The following is a 19,862-nucleotide window of genomic DNA, read 5'->3' as shown; positions in this document are numbered from 1 at the left end:
TATCCCGGGGCGGAGACTGGAGCCACTTTCCCGAATCGAGGTATTCCAATGAAGACCCGCACCCTTGGCCCGAACGGGCCTTCCGTTTCCGCCATCGGCCTCGGCTGCATGGGCATGAGCGCCTTCTATGGCGCCAGCGACGAAGGCGAAGCCCTGGCCACGCTCGACCATGCGATTGGTCGCGGCGTCACCTTCTGGGACACCGCCGAAATGTACGGCCCGCACACCAACGAACTGTTGCTGGGCCGGGCGTTGAAGGGCAGGCGCGATCGCGTGTTCGTGGCCACCAAGTTCGGCATCCACTACGACCCGGAGCGACCGCTGGATCGCGCGATCGACGGTCGTCCCGAGAATGTGCGCGCCAGCGTCGAAGGCAGCCTCAAGCGACTCGGCACCGACCACATCGATCTCTACTACCAGCACCGCATGGATCCCGACGTTCCGGTCGAGGACACGATCGGCGCGATGGCCGAACTGGTGCAGCAGGGCAAGGTGCGTTACCTCGGATTGTCGGAGGCTTCCGCCGACACCTTGCGACGCGCGCATCGCGTCCATCCGATCACCGCGCTGCAGAGCGAATACTCGCTGTGGTCGCGCGATCCGGAACGCGACGGCACGTTGGCGGCCTGCGCCGAACTGGGAATCGGTTTTGTTCCATACAGTCCGTTGGGCCGCGGCTTCCTTACGGGTGCGATCCGCAAGCTCGACGATCTCGCCGCCGATGATTTCCGTCGCCAGATGCCGCGACTGCAGGGCGACAATCTCGATCGCAACCTGGCGCTGGCCGACGAAGTGAAGGTCATCGCGAGCGACAAGGGCTGCACGCCATCGCAGCTGGCGATCGCCTGGGTGCTGGCGCAGGGCGAACACATCGTGCCGATTCCGGGCACCCGCCGCAGCAAGTACCTGGACGAGAACATCGGCGCGTTGGACGTCGCACTCACGGCGAGCGATCTCGAACGCCTGGACGCCATCTTCACACCGGCGGCCGTCGCCGGACAGCGTTACAACGCAACCGGGATGGCGCTGGTCAATCGTTGAGGTAGCATCGACCCGATCATTCCAATCATGATTGGGGAGCGCGCAATGCGTGTGATGTTGATGGCCGGGCTGCTGGCAGTGGCAGGCGTGGCGAATGCCGGCACGCCATTGCCGGACGGACCGCACGTGGTGACGAGCGGCGAGGGCAAGGTTTCGGTGGCGCCGGATATGGTGACGCTCCATGTCAGTGTCACCAAGAGAAATCCGATTGCGGCCAATGCGAAGCAGGAAGCAGATCAAGCCGTGAACCGTTTCCTGGAAGCACTCGCGAAACAAGGCGTGGAAAATGCCGACATCACCGCATCTGGACTCGATCTCTCGGAAGACACCGAACGCGCCGATAGTGGTCGGCGCGTATCCAATGGTTACACTGCGGAACGATCGATCGAAGTAAAGCTGCGCGCGCTCGATCGCTTCAACGCAGTCCTGGATGCAGCACTGACAGCAGGCATCAACGGGTTCGGGAACCCCACTTTCGAATCCTCACGGAAAACGGAATTGATGGCACAGGCCCGCGCCCTTGCAGCCCAGGATGCACAACGCAAAGCCGAAGACCTCGCGCGCGGATTTTCTGCGCACGCCGGCAGGATCTACAGTATCGATAGTGTGGGATCGAGCACTGGTGAGCGTTACCTGGGCAGAGGCGAGCTTGGAACTGTCACGGTGACGAGGTCCAAAACTGCTCCAGCACGCTATCTTCAACCGCAAATCGAATATCGCGAACGCGTGCAAGCCGTCTTCGACCTGCAACGCTGAATCCCTTCCCTCCCAACAGGCTGTCATCCATGAATCCAATCACCGTCCGTCGTTGTCTGGTCCTGTCCGTTTCCGTTGGTCTCGTGCTCGCCGTTTCGGCTTGCGGCAAGAAGGAAGCGCCCACGGAAACAGCGAAGCCCGCTGCCGCGGCGAAACAGGGCCAGGCGCCCGCAGCCGCAGCCGCATCTACGTCCGCAACCGTGGCGATTTCCGCAGTCGATCTCGGCAGCGCGGTTGGCCCGGACCAGACGATCAGCGAACCCAACAGCACGTTCGCGCCGGGCGACACGGTATACATGGCAGTGACCACCAACACCAGCGACAACGCCGCGACCGTGCCCGGAAAACTCGCGGTCCGTTTTGTCGGCCCGGGGAACAAGGTGGTGCATGAAGAGAATAAAGATGAATCGTTCAGTGGAACAGGCGTGATTGATTTCTCGCTGCACGACAGCAAAGGCCTGGCTCCGGGCCGCTATCAGGCCGAAGTGAGCTTGAATGGCGGCGAAGCGCAAATCCGCGAATTCGACGTGCACTGACGGAAGACTCCCGAAGTCGCTTCGGCTTGGAACACGACGTCCGTCAACTGAATTCGAAAGAACGCGACAGCAAAATCGAACGGCCTGCTCACGCAGGCCGTTCTTGCTTTCCGGATTTCCTCGCTGCACGACAACAAACGCCGGCTTGCGAGAGCCACTTGGCCGAGAGGCGCCAAAGAGCAAGTAGGCGTCGGGTATTCGTGAATCCGGCATGCGTAAAACGGTTTCAGTCGGGCGATGCGATTTTGGTTGACGCGTGAAAATTACAAAACTTTCATGAATGGGGGTTGCCGGATTGAGTCTCCCCGAAATCGTCTGCTATAGAAGTCGCGGGGCTCGCCTTTTGTGCTGTCCATCACTTTTGCCTTGTGATGGTGCGACCGTGCCTGCCCCTTTCTGATGATCCATTGCTCTCCCCTCACCTCCGATAACCAGAATTAGGGAGTTCCACCATGCAAATGCGTCACATCAGTTTCGCCATCGCCACCATCCTCGCTTCAACCGCAGTCCAGGCAGCGCCGAACGCCTTCGCCGGCAACCGCGCCCAGGGCCTGATCGATTCCCATCCGGGCTGGGTCAACCGTGCAAGCGGCGACACCTTCGTCCAGAAGGATGCCGTGGTCGACGCCGACGGCAACGAGCACGTGCGTTTCAACCGCTTCTACAACGGCCTGCCGGTGGTCGGTGGTGACGTGGTGGTGCATTCCAAGGACGGCAATCTCAAGCAGACCAGCCACACCTTGCTGTCGAAGAATCGTCCGGGCCTGTCGCCGACGGTTTCCGCCGATGCGGCCCAAGTGGCGGCTGGCGTGAAGTTCAACGGCACGGTCAGGAATGTCTCCAGCAAGGGACTGGTGGTGTATGCGCGCGGCGCGGCCCCGGTACTGGCCTACGAGATCAACGTGGTCGGCACCAATGACCATGGCTTCGGCGACATGCGGTATTTCGTCGATGCCCGCAGCGGCCAGGTCCTGGACGGCTGGAACCAGTTCCAGACCGCGGCGGCCAGCGGTACCGGCAAGACCCTGTTCGTCGGCAATGTCGGCATCACCACCAATTACACCGGCAGTACCTACCAGCTGAGTGATCCCACCCGCGGCAACGGCAACACGCGCAACGGCGGCGGCAAGAACATCGACCTGTACTACCTCGAACAGAACGCGATCATGACCGATGCCGACAACATCTGGGGCAACAACAGCACCTCGAGCGTGGTGAGTTCGGCGTCCGATGCCTATTACGGCATCGCCAAGACCTGGGACTTCTACAAGAACGTCTTCGGCCGCAGCGGCATCAAGAACGATGGCGTTGGCGTGACCAGCGTGGTCAACGTGATCTTCTGCTACAACCAGTCCTGCACCCAGAGCGGCGGCGCCAACGCCGGCTGGTACGGCGCCAGCCGTCCGATCATGGCCTACGGCAAGGGCGACAGCACGTTGTATCCGGTGGTGGCGCTCGACGTCGCCGGTCATGAAATGAGCCACGGCGTGACCGAGGCGACGGCAGGGCTTGCCTACTCCGGGGATGCGGGCGGCCTCAACGAAGCCAACTCCGACATCATGGGCACGATGGTCGAGTTCTACGCCAACAACGCTTCCGATCCGGGCGACTACCTGATCGGCGAGAAGCTTTATCGCAGCAACCCGACCGGTCTGACTGCGTTGCGCTACATGTTCAAGCCGTCGCGGGATGGCGGGTCGGTCGATTGCTACAGCTCGTCCGTCGCTGGCCTGGATCCGCACTACAGCTCCGGCGTCGGCAACCATTTCTACTACCTGCTGGCGGAAGGCGCGGTGTCGCCTTCGGGCTTCAGCTATACGCCGTCGCAGCTGGTGTGCAATGGCAACACGGCAGCCGGCGGCATCGGTCGCGATGCGGCTGAGAAGATCTGGTACAAGGCGTTGACCACGTACATGACCTCGGGCACCACCTATCCGCAGGCGCGTACGGCGACGCTGAATGCCGCGCGTGACCTCTACGGCACCGGTTCGACCCAGTACAACGCGGTCGCTGCGGCGTGGAGTGCGGTTTCCGTCAATTGATCGACGTGGCATGATCGGACGGCCTGCATTTGCAGGCCGTTCGTATGTCCGGGGCACCTGTTTATCGTGATGAATGCAGAAACCGCCATCGTGTCCGCGCTGCTGGAAAGCGGAGATCTGCGACCGGAGGAATTGCGCCGCGCGGAAGCATTGCAGGAACCCGGCGTCGGCGTGCTGTCGATGCTGGAGAAGCTTGGACTGCTGTCCGAACAGCGCCAGGCCGCCGCGACTGCGCGCGTGTTGCAACTGCCATTGGCCGATCCTGCGAACGCGCCGGAACTGGCGCCCGAAACCCATCCCGTCTCCGCGCGCTTCCTGCGCCAGTTCCAGCTGGTGCCGGTACGAATGGATGCGGAGGGCCTGGAAGTATGGGCAGCGCAGGCGCATCTGCAGGCGCCGCTCGATGCGCTGCGGGTCGCGACCGAACAGACACTCAACGTGAAGGTGGCGCCGCGGTCGGCGGTGACCACGCTGCTCGATCGCTGGTATCCGGAGGTGTCGCCCGACGCGGCGGACGCGGACGGCGAAGGCGAGGGTGGTGATCTCGAGGATGTCGAGCATCTGCGCGACATGGCGTCGGAAGCGCCGGTCATCCGCATCGTCAACCAGATCTTGCAGCGCGCCGCCGAACTCGGCGCGTCCGACATCCATCTCGAACCTTTCGAACGCCAGCTGAAATTGCGCTATCGCATCGATGGCGTACTGGAAGAAATGGACGCGCCGCCGCATGCGCTGGCCGCCGCCGTCCTGAGCCGTTTCAAGATTCTCGCCAAGCTCGACATCGCCGAGCGCCGCCTGCCGCAGGACGGTCGCATCCAGTTGCGCGTGCAGGGCCGCGAACTCGATCTGCGCGCAAGCACGATCCCGACGGCGCACGGCGAATCGCTGGTGTTGCGCCTGCTCGATCGCGAGGCGGTGCAGTTCGATCTCGCGCAGATGGGCTTCTCCGATCATCTGCGCGCGCAGTTCGAAGAGGTGTTGCGCCAGCCGCATGGCATCGTGCTGGTGACCGGGCCGACCGGTTCGGGCAAGACCACGACGCTGTATGCGGCGTTGAGCCAGCTCAACACGCCGCACGTCAAGATCATCACCGTCGAGGATCCGGTCGAATACCGGATGGAAGGCGTCAACCAGATCCAGGTGAAGCCGCAGATCGGCCTCGACTTCTCGCATGCGCTGCGCAGCATCGTGCGCCAGGATCCCGACATCATCCTGGTCGGCGAAATGCGCGACATCGAGACGGCGCGCACCGCGATCCAGTCGGCGCTGACCGGCCACCTCGTGCTGTCGACACTGCACACCAATTCCGCGGCCGGTGGCCTGACGCGCTTGCGCGACATGGGCATCGAGAATTATCTCGTCGCGTCGACCGTCAATGCCTTGCTGGCGCAACGACTGGTGCGCCGGATCGAGCCGACGCACGCGCAACCGTATCTGGCCAGCGAAGCCGAGATCGAACGCTTCAACCTGCGCCGTTACCAGCCGCAGGGCGACATCGTGCTGCATCGCCCGATGCCGTCGGCGCTGACGCCGACCGGGTATCGCGGACGCGTCGCCATCGCCGAACTGGTGAAGATGAGCGATGCGCTGGGTCGCGCGGTGATGGACGACGCCGCGACCGGCGCGCTCGAACGCATCGCCCGCGAGGAAGGCAGCGCCAGCATGGCCGAGGACGGCATCCGCAAGGCGCTGGCGGGACTGACCACGCTCGAGGAAGTGATGCGCGTGACGCAGGCGGATCGCGACTGATGCAATTCGATTTTCGTGCGCTGGACGGATCGGGCAAGTTGCAATCGGGAACCCTCGAGGCTGCGGCGCAGGCGCAAGTGGTGGAAGCGCTGCAGGCCAAGGGCTGGGTGCCGATGGAGATCGCGCCGAGCGGCGATGGCAGCGTGCACGGCATCGGCTGGAACTGGCGGAAAGCGCGCAATCGCGTGCGTTTGCCGGAGCTGGTGGCGTTCACCGAACAACTGTCGACATTGTTGTCGGCGGGGCAGCCGCTGGATCGCGCGCTCGGCATCCTCCATGACGCCGGTGGCAATCCCGCGCTCACGGCGGCAGTCGGCGAAGTGCGCGACCAGGTGCGTGGCGGTTCGGCGCTCAGCGATGCGCTGGGCCGGCATCCGCAGATGTTCTCGTCGATGTATTGCGCGATGGTGCGCGCTGGCGAAGCCGGTGGCGTGTTGCCCCAGGTGTTGGCGCGACTCGCCGAGCACCTGGCGCGATCGTCGGAATTCCGCCGCAATGTGATCAACGCGCTGGTCTATCCGGTGATCCTGCTGGCGACGGTCCTGCTGTCGATGGCATTCCTGCTCGCCTACGTGGTGCCGCAGTTCGCCGACATGTACGCCAACCTGCACGCCGAACTGCCGTGGTTCTCGAAGATCGTACTTGGCCTCGGCATGGCGGTGCGCCGCTGGTGGATGGTGATCGCGGGGATCGTGTTCGCGGCGCTGCTCGTCTTCAATTTCTGGCTGAAGCAGCCGGCGTCGAAGCGCCTGGTCGAACAGCGGCTGCTGTCGACGCGCTGGATCGGTCCGCTGTTGGCGAAGATGGAAGCGGAACGCTACCTGCGCACGCTGGCCACCTTGTTGGCGAGCGGCGTCCATCTGGTGCAGGGATTGCGGATTTCACGCGCCGTCCTGTCGAATGGCCAGTTCCTCGATTCGGCCGCGCGCGTCGACGATCTCGTGCGCAGCGGCACGCGCTTTTCCGATGCGTGGTCGTCGGAACCGTATTTCCCGCGCCTGCCGTTGCAGATGGCGCGCATCGGCGAGGAAGCCGGCGAACTCGACCGCATGCTGCTGAAGGCATCGGACACGCTGGCCGCCGATATCCGCACCCGCCTCGATCGCGTGCTTGCCGCACTGGTGCCAGCCGTCACCGTGCTGATGTTCGCGCTGATCGGCGCCGTCGTCATGTCGATCCTCGTTCCCCTCTACGACCTCACCTCCGTCATCGGATGAATGCCATGCCCAACAATGTCCGCCATCGTCCCGCCATGTCTGCGCTCGCCCGCCAGCAGGGCGGCTTCACCCTCATCGAAATCATCCTGGTGGTGATGCTGATCGGCGCGATCGTGGCGTTCGCGGCGTCGCGCATCCTCGGCGGCAGCGATCGCGCCAAGGTCAATCTGGCCAAGGCGCAATTGCAGACCACCGCGGACAAGGTCGAACAGTTCAAGGCGGATACCGGCCATATCCCGGCCAAGCTCGACGAACTGGTGACGGCGCCCTCGAGTGGCGCGACGGGTTGGCTCGGGCCGTACGCCAAGGCGTCCGATCTCAAGGATCCGTGGGGACATGACCTGCAGTACCAGGTGCCCGGACAGAATGGCAAGCCGTTCACGTTGACCAGCCTCGGCCGCGACGGTGCGCCCGGCGGCACCAGTGTCGATGCCGACCTGTCATCGGAATGATGCGCGATTGAAGACATGTCGCGCGCGCAGCAAGGCTTTACCCTGATCGAGATCATGCTGGTGATGGCGCTGGTGGCGATCGCGTCTGCGCTGGTGGCATCGACCATCTCGCGCAACAGCGGTGGCCAGCGCCTGCGCGACGCCGCGCAGCAGATCGCGATGGGGCTGCGCCAGGCGCGCACCGAAGCGATGCGCAGCCAGGTGCCGCAGCGTTTCGTGCTGGAGCCGGGGCAGCATCGCTGGTTGGTCGCCGGGCGACCTGCGCATCCGATCGATCCCGATCTCGAGGTCACGATGACGAGCGCGCGCGAATTGTCGTCGAACACGCAAGAGGGGACGATCGTGTTCTTCCCCGATGGCGCATCCACCGGTGGTCGCGTCACTCTTTCTCGCAACGGCCAGCGTTGGCGCAGCGACGTCAACTGGATCACCGGGGAAGTCGTGTTGCAGCGGGACGCCACGCCATGACGCGACAGCGCGGCTTCACGTTGATCGAACTGATCGTGTCGTTCGCGTTGATGGCGCTGGCGTTGACGATGTGTCTTTCGATCGCGAGCCGTGCCTATCGCCAGACGGCGTGGTCGGACGCGAATGCACGCGCGGTGCTGTGGGCGCAGAGTCTGTCCGACGAAGCGCTGACGCAACCGCTGGCGGTGGGCGTGCAGACGGGCGAGACGCCCGACCATGCCTTTCACTGGCGACGCGAAGTCGAACCGTGGATCGATCCGGCGGGCGTGGTGGCATCGCGCAACGGCAGCGGCCTGCTGGAAGTGCGGATGCGCGTGAGCTGGATGGATGGCGAGAACGAGCGATCGTTCGCCACCCGGACCCTGCGCCAGCCATCGCCAAAGCCGCCGGGATCGACGACGCCATGACGATGCGTCCGCCCCCACATGCACAGCGTGGTTTCACCTTGCTGGAATTGCTGCTCGCCACCGTCTTGCTGGCGCTGGCAATCACCCTGACGGGATCGGCGTTGCGCGGATTGTGGGCGGGGCGCGAACGCAGCGATCGCCAGGTCCGCCAGGCCGAGGTGCGCGATGCGGCATCGACGGCCATTCGCGAACGCCTCGCGGCGATCACGCCGACACCCTTCCTCGCCGGAGACGGCAGCGAAGTGCTGTTCATCGGCAGCGCAGAAAAAATGGCCTTCGTCGGCAACGTGCGCGCCTATGTCGGCGCCGGGGGAACATTCCGCCAGACCCTGCAGGTGGTGCGGGCACGCGATGGCGTGGCGATCTGCCTGCGTGCCGGCGGACTGCGCGATCGCAACGAATCCGCCGATTGCGAACCGGGACCACAGACCACCGTGGCGGATGGACTGAAGCAGGTGCGCTTCCGTTATCGCGGACATGGCACGGACGGAAAAATCACCGACTGGAATTCCCGTTGGGCAACGACGGGAGTGTTGCCGGAATGGATCGAAGTCGCGGTGACGCCGGCGGCGGGCCCGGAGTGGCCGCCGATCCGCGTCTATCTGCCATTGGCGGGAAGTGGCGCGTAATGAGGATGAAACCCGCCAGCGATGGATTCGCGTTGCCACTGGTGTTGTGGCTGATCGCATTGATGGTCGCGGCGATCGCGATGCTGGCGATGACGGCATCGAACCGGCATCTGCAATCGTCCACCATGGGGGATCGCGTCGAAGCCGAAACGGCGGCGCGCGCCGGCATCAACTATGCCGTCGCCCGCATGGATGCGCGCTTGGGCGAACAGCGCTGGCTGCCTGACGGGCAGTCGCGCCAGTGGAATTACGATGGCCACGCACTGACCATCACCATCCGCGACGAGTGGGGCAAGTTCGACCTCAACGCCGGCGATCCCGACGTGCTGCGCGCATTGATGCAATTGCAGGACATTCCGCCCGACCAGATTTCCGCGATCATCAATGGGCTGGGTGCGATGCGTGCGGCGCGCCTGTCCAGGCAGGAAGGTGCGGGCAACAACGACGTGCCGACCCGACTGTTCAATGTCGCCTCGTTGTCGCAATTGCCTGGCGTTTCGCCGGAGACGCTGGCGTCCCTGGCTCCTGAATTGACGGTCTACAGTGGTCGGTCGCTGCCGGACATCACGCTGGCCGATGCCCGGATGCGCACGGCACTGGTGGCAGCGGGGAAGGCTGCGGGCATGCCGGTGGGCAATGCCAATGGCAGCGGTCTGTACAACATCGATGTGGTGGCTTCGCGTCCGGATCATCCGCCGGGGCGAGTGAATGTCGTGCTTCAGGGGACGCCGCGTTACGATGGCGGAATCGAAATCAGATGGTTGGCATGGGAGCACGGACGTTGGCAGCAGTGAATCCGACCCGATGGCTGCGGCGACCCATGGCGCCGGGCGCGGGGTTCCTCGATTGGTGGATGAACGGGCTGATGTTGTGGCTCAAGCCGGCTGCGCGCGCGCGCTGGTGTCCGCCACAGCCGCGGGTGTGGCTGCGAGTGAACGCCGAGGGATGGACGGGCTGGGTCGGCACTGGTACGCCGGCGACCTCTGTCGTGGCATTGCGCGAGTTGTTGTCACGCCATCCCGACCTGCCGTGCTGGCTGTTGCTGGATGGCGGCAATGCCGTGCGTGCGACGTTGCAATTGCCGTTGGCGGCGATCGATCACCTGCGGCAGACGGCGCGCTACGACATTGATCGGCAGACGCCGTATTCCGAAAACGACGTGGCCTACGATGCGCGCGTGACCGACCTGGACGTCGCCGGCAAGCGCATCACGGCGGAATTGCTGGCGGTGCCGAAAACACGCCTTGACCCATTGGTTGAGCGCGTCGGGCAGGATCTTGGCGTGGCATTGCATGGCGTCGACGTCGACGTCGCCGATGCCGAGGGCCGGCCGCTCGGTGTGAACCTGCTGGAACAGCGCGCGCCCCTGCATCGGCCTTGGCGCTGGATCAATCTTGCGTTGCTGGCGGTGGTCGCGATCGCATTGTCGCTGACGATGTGGCGCAGCGTGGTCAACGCCCGCGTGCGCGCCGACAATCTCGACGCCAGCCTGAAGCAGCAAACGGACCGTGCGCGCGCAATCACCTTGCAGCGCCAGCGTCTCGACGATCTGGTGGGCGGTGCGAAGAAAGTGCAAACCGAGCAGTCGCGCCATGCCGATCTGGGCGCGATCGCCAATGCGTTGGCCGAGCGCTTGCCGGCGAGCGTCTATGTGGAACGCATGAGCCTGCAGGACGGCCAGTTGCAGTTGTCGGGTCAGGGCGCATCCGCGGCGACGGCATTGTCGTACCTGCAGGCGAATCCGTTGTGGGAGACGCCATCGTTGTCGGGCGGCGGCATGAGTGGCGCCAGCTATGGCCGCGAGCGGTTCAGCGTCGCCATGCGCCTGAAGCCGAAGGGGGCGCGATGAATGCATTCCCGAACGATTGGCTGACGCCTGCACAAAGGCGTCAACGCATCGTCGCCAGCGTGCTCGCGGTGATCGTCGTTCTCCTGGTCATCGCGCTGGTGTATGCATGCTGGTGGCGGCCATGGTCGTTGCAGCATGCGCGGCTTTCGCAACTGCTGGAACGTCGCGACCGGGTGGAAACCGTGCTCCATTCGCGCCAGGGGTTGGACGCCGCGTTGCAGGCCGCCGACCAGGCCGCGAGTCGCGAGCCGCTGTTGTTGCCGGAGCCAACGCGAGACCAGGCCATCGCCGGGATGATGCAGCGCCTGCAGGATGCGATGAACACGATCGGCGGGGATGGCAAGCGTTGCCGCATCGACAGCCAGACGCCGATCGCGCCGGGAGAGAGTGCCGATGCGCAGCGCGTCGCGGTGAACGTGCGCCTGCATTGCGGCAACAGCGAATGGTTGCGATTGAGCCAGGCCATCGAATCCGCGCGCCCGGCGATGTTCGTCGACATGCTCAACATCGCCGCGCCGGCCGATCTGCCAATGAGTGGCGCGAGCCCGGGGCAGGGCGCGCTCGACATCAACATGACGGTGTACGGATTCCAGCGTCAGAGCGCGCCCGCGGCGGGAGCGCCATGATGCGGTTCACTTCGGCGCCCATCGTCACGCGCGTCCTGTTGGGCCTGGCCATGGTCAGCCTGGGGTTGCTGGGCTGGACATTGCTGGGACCGAGCGCGGTGCCGGCGGCGACAGCGACATCCGCTTCGACGACATTCCCGACATATCCCGCGGGTATCGCGCAGTCGGCGGCAGCGATCAACGATGCCGATCCCGCCTGGGCGCGACCGCTGTTCTTCCGCGATCGCAAGCCGCACACCGCCGATCTGGGTGGCCAGGGCGATGCCAATGGCGCCGTGGCCAACAGTTTCGATGGCACGCTGACCGGCATCGTGCGTTCGGCTGCATTGAATGCGGCATCGCTGCAGAAAGCGGGACAGCAGCAGCCGGTGCGCGTGCGATTGGGCCAGGAAGTCCCGGGCGCATCCGGCTGGCGACTGGTCGAGCTCACGGCAAAGACGGCGCGTTTCCAGTCCGGCAGCGACGAAAAGATCCTCAAGCTGGAAGTGCCGCGACCGGATGGCATGCCGCTGCCGCAGACGCCTGCTGCAGATCCTCCCGCAGCGGCGCCCCCGATGGCGGGATCGGTGCCACCTGCCGCAAGGAATCCGGCACAACCTGCCGCAGAGGCGAATCCGCCTCCGGCGCCGCCGATTACCGCGCAGGGAACGCCCGCCCAGTTGCAACAAATCGAAGCGGTGCGCCAGCGCATCGAAGCTGCGAGGAAAGCGCAGCAACAACCCTCTTCTTCCGCCAGGCATTGACGGGATACCGAACGACATGAACACCCGCGTATTGTTTCTCTCCACGCTCACCTGCCTGCTGGCTGCGTGCGCCGCAAATCCGGTTCCGGAAGTGCGTCGCGATGCCGATCTCAGCCGCGTCGGCGCAGCGACCGCCGGCACGACCAACAAGGATCTGGCGAGCGATGGCCAGGACCTGTCCGGTCCGCAACCGGAAATCCGTCGCGGCAGCCAACCGCCGTTGCGCGATGCCGCGCCTGTCAGCGGCAGCACCGCGCCGGTCGCGCGCCAGCGTGGCTCGACCAGTTTCAATTTCCAGGGGGAACCGCTCCAGAGCGTGATCGCGGTGATCCTCGGCGACATGCTCGGACAGAAGTACGCGATTTCGCCCGCGGTGCAGGGCACCGTCACGCTCAACACGCCCAAGCCGGTCACGCACGCGGAAGCATTGCAACTGCTGGACACCGTGCTCGGCTGGAACAACGCGCGGATGATCTACAGCGGCGGTCGCTACAACATCGTGCCGGCCGACCAGGCGCTCAACAGCGGCATGGTGTCGCCGCGTGGCGGTGGTGGTTCCACCGCGGGCTACCAGGTACGACCGGAACGCTTGCGCTACGTCTCCGCAGGAGAAATGAAGAAGATCCTCGAGCCCTATGCGCGCCCGAATGCGATCGTCGGTGTCGATAGCGCGCGCAACATCATCACGCTCGCGGGGACATCGTCCGAACTCGCCAACTACGAACGCACCATCCAGACCTTCGACGTCGACTGGATGGCCAGCATGTCGGTTGGCGTGTATCCACTACAGAGCGGCAATGCATCGAAGGTGGTGGCCGATCTCGAGCGCGTGTTCGGCGAGCAGAGCAAAAGTCCCGGTGCGGGCATGTTCCGCTTCATGCCGCTGGATTCCGCCAACGCGGTGATGGTGATCGCCGCGCAACCGAACTATCTCGACCGCATCCAGCAGTGGATCGATCGCCTCGATGGCGGCGGCGGTGGCGGAAGCCGTCTGTATACCCAGGAGCTGCGTTACATCAGCGCGCGCGACCTGGCGCAACGCCTTTCCGAAGTGTTCGGCGGCAACAGCAATCAGAACGGGCAGGCGCAATCGCCCAGCATGATGCCCGGCCTGCAGTCGACCGAGATCGGCGACGGCGACATGAATTCCAGCACCAGCAACGCACCGATCACCGGCTCCAACGGCGGTGCGACCACCGGCAGTGGCGGCGCGCCGATTGGGCAGATGTCGTTGCCCCAGCGCAACAGCGGCGTGACCTCCGCCAACTTCAAGATCGGTCGTGACGAAGTCGGCGTGTCCGCGGTCGACGAGAACAACGCGATCCTGGTGCGCGCCAGTCCAGCGGCATGGAAATCGATCCGCGAAGTGATCGAGAAGCTCGACGTCATGCCGCTGCAGGTCCACATCGAGGCGCAAGTGGTCGAGGTCAAGCTCACCGGCGATTTGAAGTACGGCGTCAATTGGTATTTCGGCAACATGATTCCTTCGATCTACCAGGCTGCCGCGAATGCGCGCAGCCACCTCGCGGTCGGCGGCGGCTCCAGCACGGGTGATGGCAATGGCGTGGACACCAACACCGGGTTGCTGGTGAATCTCATCGGCGGCAACTCCGCCGCGGTGATTTCCGCACTCGATCAGGTGACCGACGTCCACTTGCTGCAGACGCCATCGGTGATCGTGCGCAACAACACCGAGGCCACGCTCAATGTCGGCAGTCGCATTCCGATTTCTTCCGTAACGGTGAATCCGGGCACGGGCACCGGCACCACCACCTACTCGCAAGTACAGTACATGGATACCGGCACCATCCTCAAGGTGCGCCCGCGCGTCACGCGCGATGGCATGGTCTTCCTTGACCTGGTGCAGGAAGTCAGCAGTCCGGGCAGCACCGCCGATCGCAATGGCAATGTACGCATCGATACCCGCCGCCTGCGCACCGAAGCTGCCGTGCAAAGCGGCGACACGGTGATGCTGGCCGGCTTGATCAGCGACGGCATGACGCACGGATCGAGCGGCATTCCCGGTCTCAGTCGCATCCCGGTGATTGGCGGATTGTTCGGCACCAAGCACCAGTTGGCCGAACGCAGCGAGGTCATCGTCCTGCTGACGCCGACGCTGATCCGCGATCCGATGGAAGCGCGCAAGCTCACCGACGAATATGGGATGAAGTTCAGGGGGCTGGAGCCGATGCGGGCTGCGAAGCAGAAGGCACGCTGAAGCATTTAGGCTTGAAACTTTGACAGTGGTCGTAATTCAATTCAACTTTGAAGGGCAACGATTTGCCCGAGGGGAACGGGGATGGTTTCGAATGTATTGCAGAGCGCCTGGGTCAAGGCGCTCGCCTGCTGTGCACTTCTTGCGGCAGTTTCGTCGACCTCTGCGCAAACCGCCTCGCCTGAAGAAGAATATTCCCGGTATTTGACGCCCGCACAAACGGTGACACCTTTCTCCTCTTTCGGAGATCAGGTCAGTCTGCGCAATGGCGGCCTCGTTTTCCGCAACACGGATATTGAACTGCCCGGTATCGGTCCAACGATCCGGGTCACCAGAACGATGGATATCGTTGGGCGCATCGCCGCCCGCCCGGAGACTTCCGGTTACAGATTCGGTGACTGGGAACTGGAATTGCCGCGTTTGAAAACGCTGGTCAATACCAATTCGAGTATTTCTAGTGGCGGATCGATTGGGTGGCAGGTCAATGCCACGAATAAAAATGCCCGCTGCACGAATTTTACCGACCCCGGGATCATTGCATTCGGCACGAATGGTTATGACGCCGAGCCCGACAAGTGGTGGGGGGGATATCAGCTGGTCGATGCCTCCGGCCAGTCGCGCAACGTCTTGGCGCCCGCGTTCACGATCCAGGGATCCCCAGCGCATAGTGCCGTCACGTCCGACAATTGGTTGATCGGTTGCCTGCCAACCACGAGCAACGGACAGCCGGGCGAGGCATTTCTGGCGACGGCACCCGATGGAACCAAATACTGGCTGGATCGCCTGGTGTATGTCGCTGGCGACCGCGTTGGCGCAAGCGGACAGCCGGGCATCAATCGTTCCTATGCCAGCATGCTGGTCACTCGAATCGAGGATCGATTCGGCAATTGGGTGACCTACCAATACGTGACAGACGGCATCAACATCGATGCCAGCGATGGTCGGCATGTCGGCATCGCGTTTACGGCAAGCGGAGCGACCGTCACGGTCGGTTCCGGCGGTACTGCCAGGACCTGGCAATACGGAGTGACGTCGGGATCGCTGACGTCAGTGACCTTGCCGGATGGCTCATCCTGGCAATACAGCCTCAGCGCGCTATACAGCCTTTCGCGGATCAACAATCACACGGGCAATTGCACGATCACGGCGCCGGATGATGGCGTCAGCGGAACACAAACCGTCGGAACGGTGAGCTCGCCCTCCGGTGCGACTGCATCCTATACGGTCGGAACATTGCATATCGGACGCTCCTATGTTCCGAAGGACTGCGAGCCATTGCTCATCGGTGGCGATCCATTGGTGCTGTTTGCATATATTCCGAAGGACAGCTGGACATACGCCCTGCTCAGTAAAACCGTAAGCGGTCCAGGCATCGCGGCCGCAACATGGAACTACAGTTATTCCCCGGGATATTCGAGTTGGGATTCTGATTGCAGCAGCGGGTGCACTTCGTCAGTATGGACGGACGTGACCGACCCGGACGGAACCAGGCACCGCAGCATCTTCAGCAACAAATACGGGGAGACCGAGAACCTGCTGCTGCGCCAGGAAACGTATGCATCGGGCGCGGGAGCGCCAATGTATGCGACTGACTACACATACGCGACGTTTCCTTGGACGAGTACGTCCAGCCCGTATCCCTGGCCTGCCATAATCGGCGGCGACTATACGCCTCGTAGCAACGAGGCAATAACCGACCGCTGGACGCCTGCCCTGTCCACGACGACCACGCAAGATGGGGTGACATTCAGCAGTGCGGTGAACAGTTACGACACCTATGCGCGCCCCGTGAGCGTGCACAAGTGGAGTTCGTTGGGTTACAGCCGCAATGATGTGACCGACTACTACGACGACACCACGCACTGGGTGCTGGGCCAGACCAAGCGGCATTACAACGTCGAGAGCGGTCTGGTGGATGTCCGCAACGAGTACGACGCCAATACGGCTTTGGTCCTGCAGACCTATGCCTTCGAGAAGCTGAAGTCGACGATGACGTATTACGCCGACGGCACGTTGCAGACGAGCAAGGACGGCAACAACAACACGACGACCTTCAGCAACTGGTACCGGGGGATCCCGAAGAACATCCAGTTCGCCGATGGCACGGGGGTGTCGGCGACCGTGGACGACAACGGCTGGATCCGTTCGGTGACCGACGAGAACGGATACGTGACCGGCTATGGCTACGACGCCATGGGGCGGGTCTCCGGGATCGCCTATCCGAACGAGACCAATCTCACCTACAACACGACGACGATTACCTTCGCGCCGTCTTCATCGGCGGCCTATGGCTTGCCGGCCGGACATTGGGAACAGGTCACGCAGACAGGCAACCGCAAGAAGATCGTCTACTTCGATGGTCTGTGGCGCCCCGTGGCGGAACAGGAAGAGGACATCGGCGCGTCGAGTGCGACATTGCACTGGTTGGCAAAGCGCTACGACAGCGACGGACATCTGGTCTTTCAGAGTTACCCCATCAACCCTTATGTCTCGGGGTGGAAGAATTTCACCGATGCCCTAGCGGGCATTACCACCACCTACGACGCGCTGGACCGGGTGACGCAGGTCAAGCAGAACTCGGAGCTGGGGGACCTGACGACGACGACCGAGTACCTGCCCGGCTTCCAGATCCGGACCACCAACCCGCGTCTGTATCCGACGACGACCGGCTACCAGGTCTACGACCAGCCGAGCTACGACCAGCTGGCATGGAGCGCGCAGCCGGAGAACAAGGACGTCGCCATCACTCGCAACTACTTCGGCATGCCGATGTCGATCACGCAGTCCGACCATGGGAACTCGGCGATCAGCGTGACCCGCAGCTATGTCTACAACGCCAGCATGGAGCTGTGCAAGACGATCGAGCCGGAAGTCGGATCGACGGTGATGGGCTATGACGCCGCGGGCAACCTGGCATGGTCGGCGGCCGGTGGCGCCTATCCGAGTACGACGAGTTGCAACACCACCGAAGCCTACAGTGCGGGTCGCCGCGCGGACCGGAGCTACGACGCCCGCAACCGCGTCACGTTCCTGGCCTTCCCGGATGGCAAGGGCAACCAGAGCTGGACGTACACCCCGGATGGTCTGGTGGCCAGTTCGATCGTGGACAACGATGGCCCGGGCCAGGGCTCGGTTGGTCAGGTCTATACCTACAACCATCGTCGTCTTCTGGCGGGCGAGAGCACGAGCCAGCCGGGTTACACCATGGGCATCGGCTATGGCTACGACCAGAACGGCAACCTGAGCACCCAGCAGTATCCGAACAACCTGACGGTGAGCTACAGCCCGAACGCGTTGGGTCAGGCGACCTCGGTGGCGAGCACGGCAGGCAAGGTCTATGCCTCCGGGGTGAGCTATTACCCCAACGGCGGGATCAGTCAGTTCACCTACGGCAACGGCATCGTCCACACGATGAGCCAGAACGCCCGTCAGCTGCCGTCCAGCAGTGTGGACGGCGGGATCATCAACTACGGCTTCACCTACGATGCCAACGGCAATCCGACCAAGATCGCGGACAACCAGCGTGGCCTGACCTACGACCGGTCCATGACCTACGACGGCCTGGATCGATTGACGGGTGCCGTCTCCGGCATGTTCGGTGGCAGCGACAACTGGCACCGCTTCAGCTACAACGCGCTGGACAACATCACATCGTGGAAGCTGGCGGGGGTGAAGGACTACGCCAGTTACATCTATGACGCCAACAACCGCCTGACGAACATCCAGAACAGTGCGGGTGCAAGCGTGGTGGCGCTGGCCTATGACGTGCAGGGCAACCTGGCGAACAAGAATGGTCAGGCCTACAGCTTCGACTACGGCAACCGTCTGCGCAGCGCTGCAAACCAGGAGAGCTATCGCTACGACAGCCAGGGGCGGCGTGTCTCCCAGACCAACCCTGCAGGCGGCAGCATCCTGTCGACGTATGCGATGAGCGGGCAGCTGATGTACACCAATGATGAGCGACGCAACGACGCTCTGGCCTATATCTATCTGTCGGGTAGTCAGGTGGCGAGGGTCCGCCAGGCAACGGTGCTTCCTTCGGCGCCGATCCTGACGGCACCGGCCACCAATGCCGGCGGCAGCTACGCGGTGACGTGGTCGACGACAGCAACGACTGACAGCTACGTGCTGGAAGAGAGTGCCAATGGCGGTGCGTGGATGACCTTGTACAACGGGACAAGCACCAATGCAGCGGTCAGTGGAAAGGCGCCGGGCTCGTATGCATATCGGGTCAAGGCCTGCAACACCCTGGGATGCTCCGCATACTCGGCAACCAGTACGGTACAAGTGATCGCACCGCCCTCGGCTGCACCGACGCTGACTGCGCCAACGCTCAACACGACAGGCAGTTACGCCGTGAGCTGGACGACCATCTCCGGTGCGGACAACTACGTACTGGAAGAAAGCGCCAATGGCGGAAGCAGCTGGGCGCAGGCGTATAGCGGAGCCGGTGCTTCCGCGAACATTGCCGGCAAGTCGGCAGGCACATATACATACCGGGTCAAAGCCTGCAATGCGGCGGGCTGTGGTGGATACTCGGCAACGGCCCAGACGCAAGTGATGTTCCCGCCTTCGGGCGTGCCGGCATTGACGGTACCCGGCAGCAGCTACAACGGGGCCTATACCGCGACCTGGAGCAGTGTCTCGACAGCGGACCGCTACGAGCTTGAGGAAAGCGCCAATGGCGGTAGCTGGATGCAGGTCTATAGCGCCAACGGAACATCGATGGGCTTCACCGGCAAGGCTGCTGGCACCTACACCTACCGGGTTCGAGCCTGCAATGCTTCCGGGTGTGGTGGCTACTCGAATACGGGGCAGGCCCAGGTGGTGTCCGCACCGGCGACCGCGCCAAGTCTGACGGTGCCTGCGAACAGCTACGGCGGAACGTATGCGATTACCTGGACAACGGTGGCCACTGCGGATCGTTATGAGCTGATCGAAAGCGTGAACGGTGGCGGCTGGACCTTGGCCTACAACGGCAGCGCGACCAATGCCGGGTTCAGTGGCCGGGCGGCAGGCACGTATGCCTACCAGGTGCGTGCGTGCAACGCAGCAGGGTGCGGCCCGTACTCGGCAACCGGAAGCCTGCAAGCATTGTATGCGCCGGGAAGTGCGCCAAGCCTGAGCGTGCC

16 protein-coding genes and 1 pseudogene are annotated in these 19,862 nt (G+C 63.5%); 16 read left to right on the top strand and 1 reads right to left on the bottom strand.

Annotation, left to right across the window (positions count from 1 at the left end):
- The first annotated feature begins 48 nt into the window (after positions 1 to 48).
- From ABE093_RS06605 to gspD, 15 genes are all read left to right on the top strand, one after another.
- Positions 49 to 1,041 (top strand): aldo/keto reductase, encoded by a 993-nt coding sequence (locus tag ABE093_RS06605; RefSeq protein WP_430760031.1) that lies wholly within the window; start codon positions 49 to 51, stop codon positions 1,039 to 1,041.
- Between the two features lie 45 nt (positions 1,042 to 1,086).
- Positions 1,087 to 1,797 (top strand): SIMPL domain-containing protein, encoded by a 711-nt coding sequence (locus ABE093_RS06600; RefSeq protein WP_430760030.1) that lies wholly within the window; start codon positions 1,087 to 1,089, stop codon positions 1,795 to 1,797.
- 29 nt (positions 1,798 to 1,826) lie between these two features.
- Positions 1,827 to 2,333 (top strand): hypothetical protein, encoded by a 507-nt coding sequence (locus ABE093_RS06595; protein ID WP_430760029.1) that lies wholly within the window; start codon positions 1,827 to 1,829, stop codon positions 2,331 to 2,333.
- A 452-nt stretch (positions 2,334 to 2,785) separates the two neighbouring features.
- Positions 2,786 to 4,375 carry a M4 family metallopeptidase gene (locus ABE093_RS06590; RefSeq protein WP_430760028.1) on the top strand — a complete coding sequence of 530 codons (1,590 nt, stop codon included), beginning with the start codon at positions 2,786 to 2,788 and terminating at the stop codon, positions 4,373 to 4,375.
- Positions 4,376 to 4,444: 69 nt separating this feature from the next.
- The gene (locus ABE093_RS06585) at positions 4,445 to 6,124 is read left to right on the top strand and encodes a GspE/PulE family protein (RefSeq protein ID WP_430760027.1); all 1,680 of its coding nucleotides are present in this window, start codon (positions 4,445 to 4,447) and stop codon (positions 6,122 to 6,124) included.
- The gene (locus tag ABE093_RS06580) at positions 6,124 to 7,341 is read left to right on the top strand and encodes a type II secretion system F family protein (RefSeq protein WP_430760026.1); all 1,218 of its coding nucleotides are present in this window, start codon (positions 6,124 to 6,126) and stop codon (positions 7,339 to 7,341) included. The genes ABE093_RS06585 and ABE093_RS06580 overlap by 1 nt, the downstream gene beginning before the upstream one ends.
- A gap of 5 nt (positions 7,342 to 7,346) precedes the next feature.
- Complete coding sequence (gene gspG, locus ABE093_RS06575) at positions 7,347 to 7,793, top strand: type II secretion system major pseudopilin GspG (protein ID WP_430760025.1); 447 nt, start codon at positions 7,347 to 7,349, stop codon at positions 7,791 to 7,793.
- 15 nt (positions 7,794 to 7,808) lie between these two features.
- Positions 7,809 to 8,261 carry a GspH/FimT family pseudopilin gene (locus ABE093_RS06570; RefSeq protein ID WP_430760024.1) on the top strand — a complete coding sequence of 151 codons (453 nt, stop codon included), beginning with the start codon at positions 7,809 to 7,811 and terminating at the stop codon, positions 8,259 to 8,261.
- Positions 8,258 to 8,668, top strand: coding sequence for a type IV pilus modification PilV family protein (locus ABE093_RS06565; protein ID WP_430760023.1), 411 nt, complete (start codon positions 8,258 to 8,260; stop codon positions 8,666 to 8,668). Before ABE093_RS06570 ends, ABE093_RS06565 begins: the two co-directional genes overlap by 4 nt.
- Before the next feature lie 2 nt (positions 8,669 to 8,670).
- Entirely contained in the window at positions 8,671 to 9,297 is a 627-nt protein-coding gene (locus ABE093_RS06560) for a prepilin-type N-terminal cleavage/methylation domain-containing protein (RefSeq protein WP_430760022.1), read from the top strand.
- Entirely contained in the window at positions 9,297 to 10,091 is a 795-nt protein-coding gene (locus ABE093_RS06555; protein WP_430760021.1) for a hypothetical protein, read from the top strand. The genes ABE093_RS06560 and ABE093_RS06555 overlap by 1 nt, the downstream gene beginning before the upstream one ends.
- Complete coding sequence (locus tag ABE093_RS06550; protein ID WP_430760020.1) at positions 10,088 to 11,146, top strand: PilN domain-containing protein; 1,059 nt, start codon at positions 10,088 to 10,090, stop codon at positions 11,144 to 11,146. Before ABE093_RS06555 ends, ABE093_RS06550 begins: the two co-directional genes overlap by 4 nt.
- Positions 11,143 to 11,772 carry a type II secretion system protein GspM gene (gene gspM / locus ABE093_RS06545; protein WP_430760019.1) on the top strand — a complete coding sequence of 210 codons (630 nt, stop codon included), beginning with the start codon at positions 11,143 to 11,145 and terminating at the stop codon, positions 11,770 to 11,772. Before ABE093_RS06550 ends, gspM begins: the two co-directional genes overlap by 4 nt.
- On the top strand, positions 11,769 to 12,515 hold the full coding sequence (locus tag ABE093_RS06540) for a hypothetical protein (protein ID WP_430760018.1): 747 nt from the start codon (positions 11,769 to 11,771) through the stop codon (positions 12,513 to 12,515). The genes gspM and ABE093_RS06540 overlap by 4 nt, the downstream gene beginning before the upstream one ends.
- A 16-nt stretch (positions 12,516 to 12,531) precedes the next feature.
- Positions 12,532 to 14,733, top strand: coding sequence for a type II secretion system secretin GspD (gene gspD / locus ABE093_RS06535; RefSeq protein ID WP_430760017.1), 2,202 nt, complete (start codon positions 12,532 to 12,534; stop codon positions 14,731 to 14,733).
- A gap of 36 nt (positions 14,734 to 14,769) precedes the next feature.
- Here the strand turns inward: gspD and ABE093_RS06530 are convergent, their stop codons facing one another.
- Complete coding sequence (locus tag ABE093_RS06530; RefSeq protein ID WP_430760016.1) at positions 14,770 to 15,678, bottom strand: hypothetical protein; 909 nt, start codon at positions 15,676 to 15,678, stop codon at positions 14,770 to 14,772.
- Between the two features lie 792 nt (positions 15,679 to 16,470).
- Here ABE093_RS06530 and ABE093_RS06525 point away from each other — a divergent pair.
- Positions 16,471 to 19,862 (top strand): annotated as a pseudogene (locus ABE093_RS06525) (RHS repeat protein); the annotation flags it as partial.

Source organism: Solilutibacter silvestris (assembly GCF_050574925.1).
Taxonomy (GTDB): Bacteria; Pseudomonadota; Gammaproteobacteria; order Xanthomonadales; family Xanthomonadaceae; genus Solilutibacter; species Solilutibacter silvestris_A.
Note: the sequence above shows the minus strand (reverse complement) of the source record. Positions and strands in the feature narration are given on the sequence as shown.

Excerpts from the sequence above, each read along its gene's own strand:
- ABE093_RS06590 (WP_430760028.1), top strand. The coding sequence starts at position 2,786 with ATGCAAATGCGTCACATCAGTTTCGCCATCGCCACCATCCTCGCTTCA.
- gspD (WP_430760017.1), top strand. The coding sequence starts at position 12,532 with ATGAACACCCGCGTATTGTTTCTCTCCACGCTCACCTGCCTGCTGGCT.
- ABE093_RS06585 (WP_430760027.1), top strand. The coding sequence starts at position 4,445 with ATGAATGCAGAAACCGCCATCGTGTCCGCGCTGCTGGAAAGCGGAGAT.
- gspM (WP_430760019.1), top strand. The coding sequence starts at position 11,143 with ATGAATGCATTCCCGAACGATTGGCTGACGCCTGCACAAAGGCGTCAA.
- ABE093_RS06560 (WP_430760022.1), top strand. The coding sequence starts at position 8,671 with ATGCGTCCGCCCCCACATGCACAGCGTGGTTTCACCTTGCTGGAATTG.
- ABE093_RS06605 (WP_430760031.1), top strand. The coding sequence starts at position 49 with ATGAAGACCCGCACCCTTGGCCCGAACGGGCCTTCCGTTTCCGCCATC.
- ABE093_RS06580 (WP_430760026.1), top strand. The coding sequence starts at position 6,124 with ATGCAATTCGATTTTCGTGCGCTGGACGGATCGGGCAAGTTGCAATCG.
- ABE093_RS06555 (WP_430760021.1), top strand. The coding sequence starts at position 9,297 with ATGAGGATGAAACCCGCCAGCGATGGATTCGCGTTGCCACTGGTGTTG.
- ABE093_RS06595 (WP_430760029.1), top strand. The coding sequence starts at position 1,827 with ATGAATCCAATCACCGTCCGTCGTTGTCTGGTCCTGTCCGTTTCCGTT.
- ABE093_RS06600 (WP_430760030.1), top strand. The coding sequence starts at position 1,087 with ATGCGTGTGATGTTGATGGCCGGGCTGCTGGCAGTGGCAGGCGTGGCG.
- ABE093_RS06530 (WP_430760016.1), bottom strand. The coding sequence starts at position 15,678 with ATGCCGACCATCGCTGGCATCGATGTTGATGCCGTCTGTCACGTATTG.
- gspG (WP_430760025.1), top strand. The coding sequence starts at position 7,347 with ATGCCCAACAATGTCCGCCATCGTCCCGCCATGTCTGCGCTCGCCCGC.
- ABE093_RS06565 (WP_430760023.1), top strand. The coding sequence starts at position 8,258 with ATGACGCGACAGCGCGGCTTCACGTTGATCGAACTGATCGTGTCGTTC.
- ABE093_RS06570 (WP_430760024.1), top strand. The coding sequence starts at position 7,809 with ATGTCGCGCGCGCAGCAAGGCTTTACCCTGATCGAGATCATGCTGGTG.
- ABE093_RS06540 (WP_430760018.1), top strand. The coding sequence starts at position 11,769 with ATGATGCGGTTCACTTCGGCGCCCATCGTCACGCGCGTCCTGTTGGGC.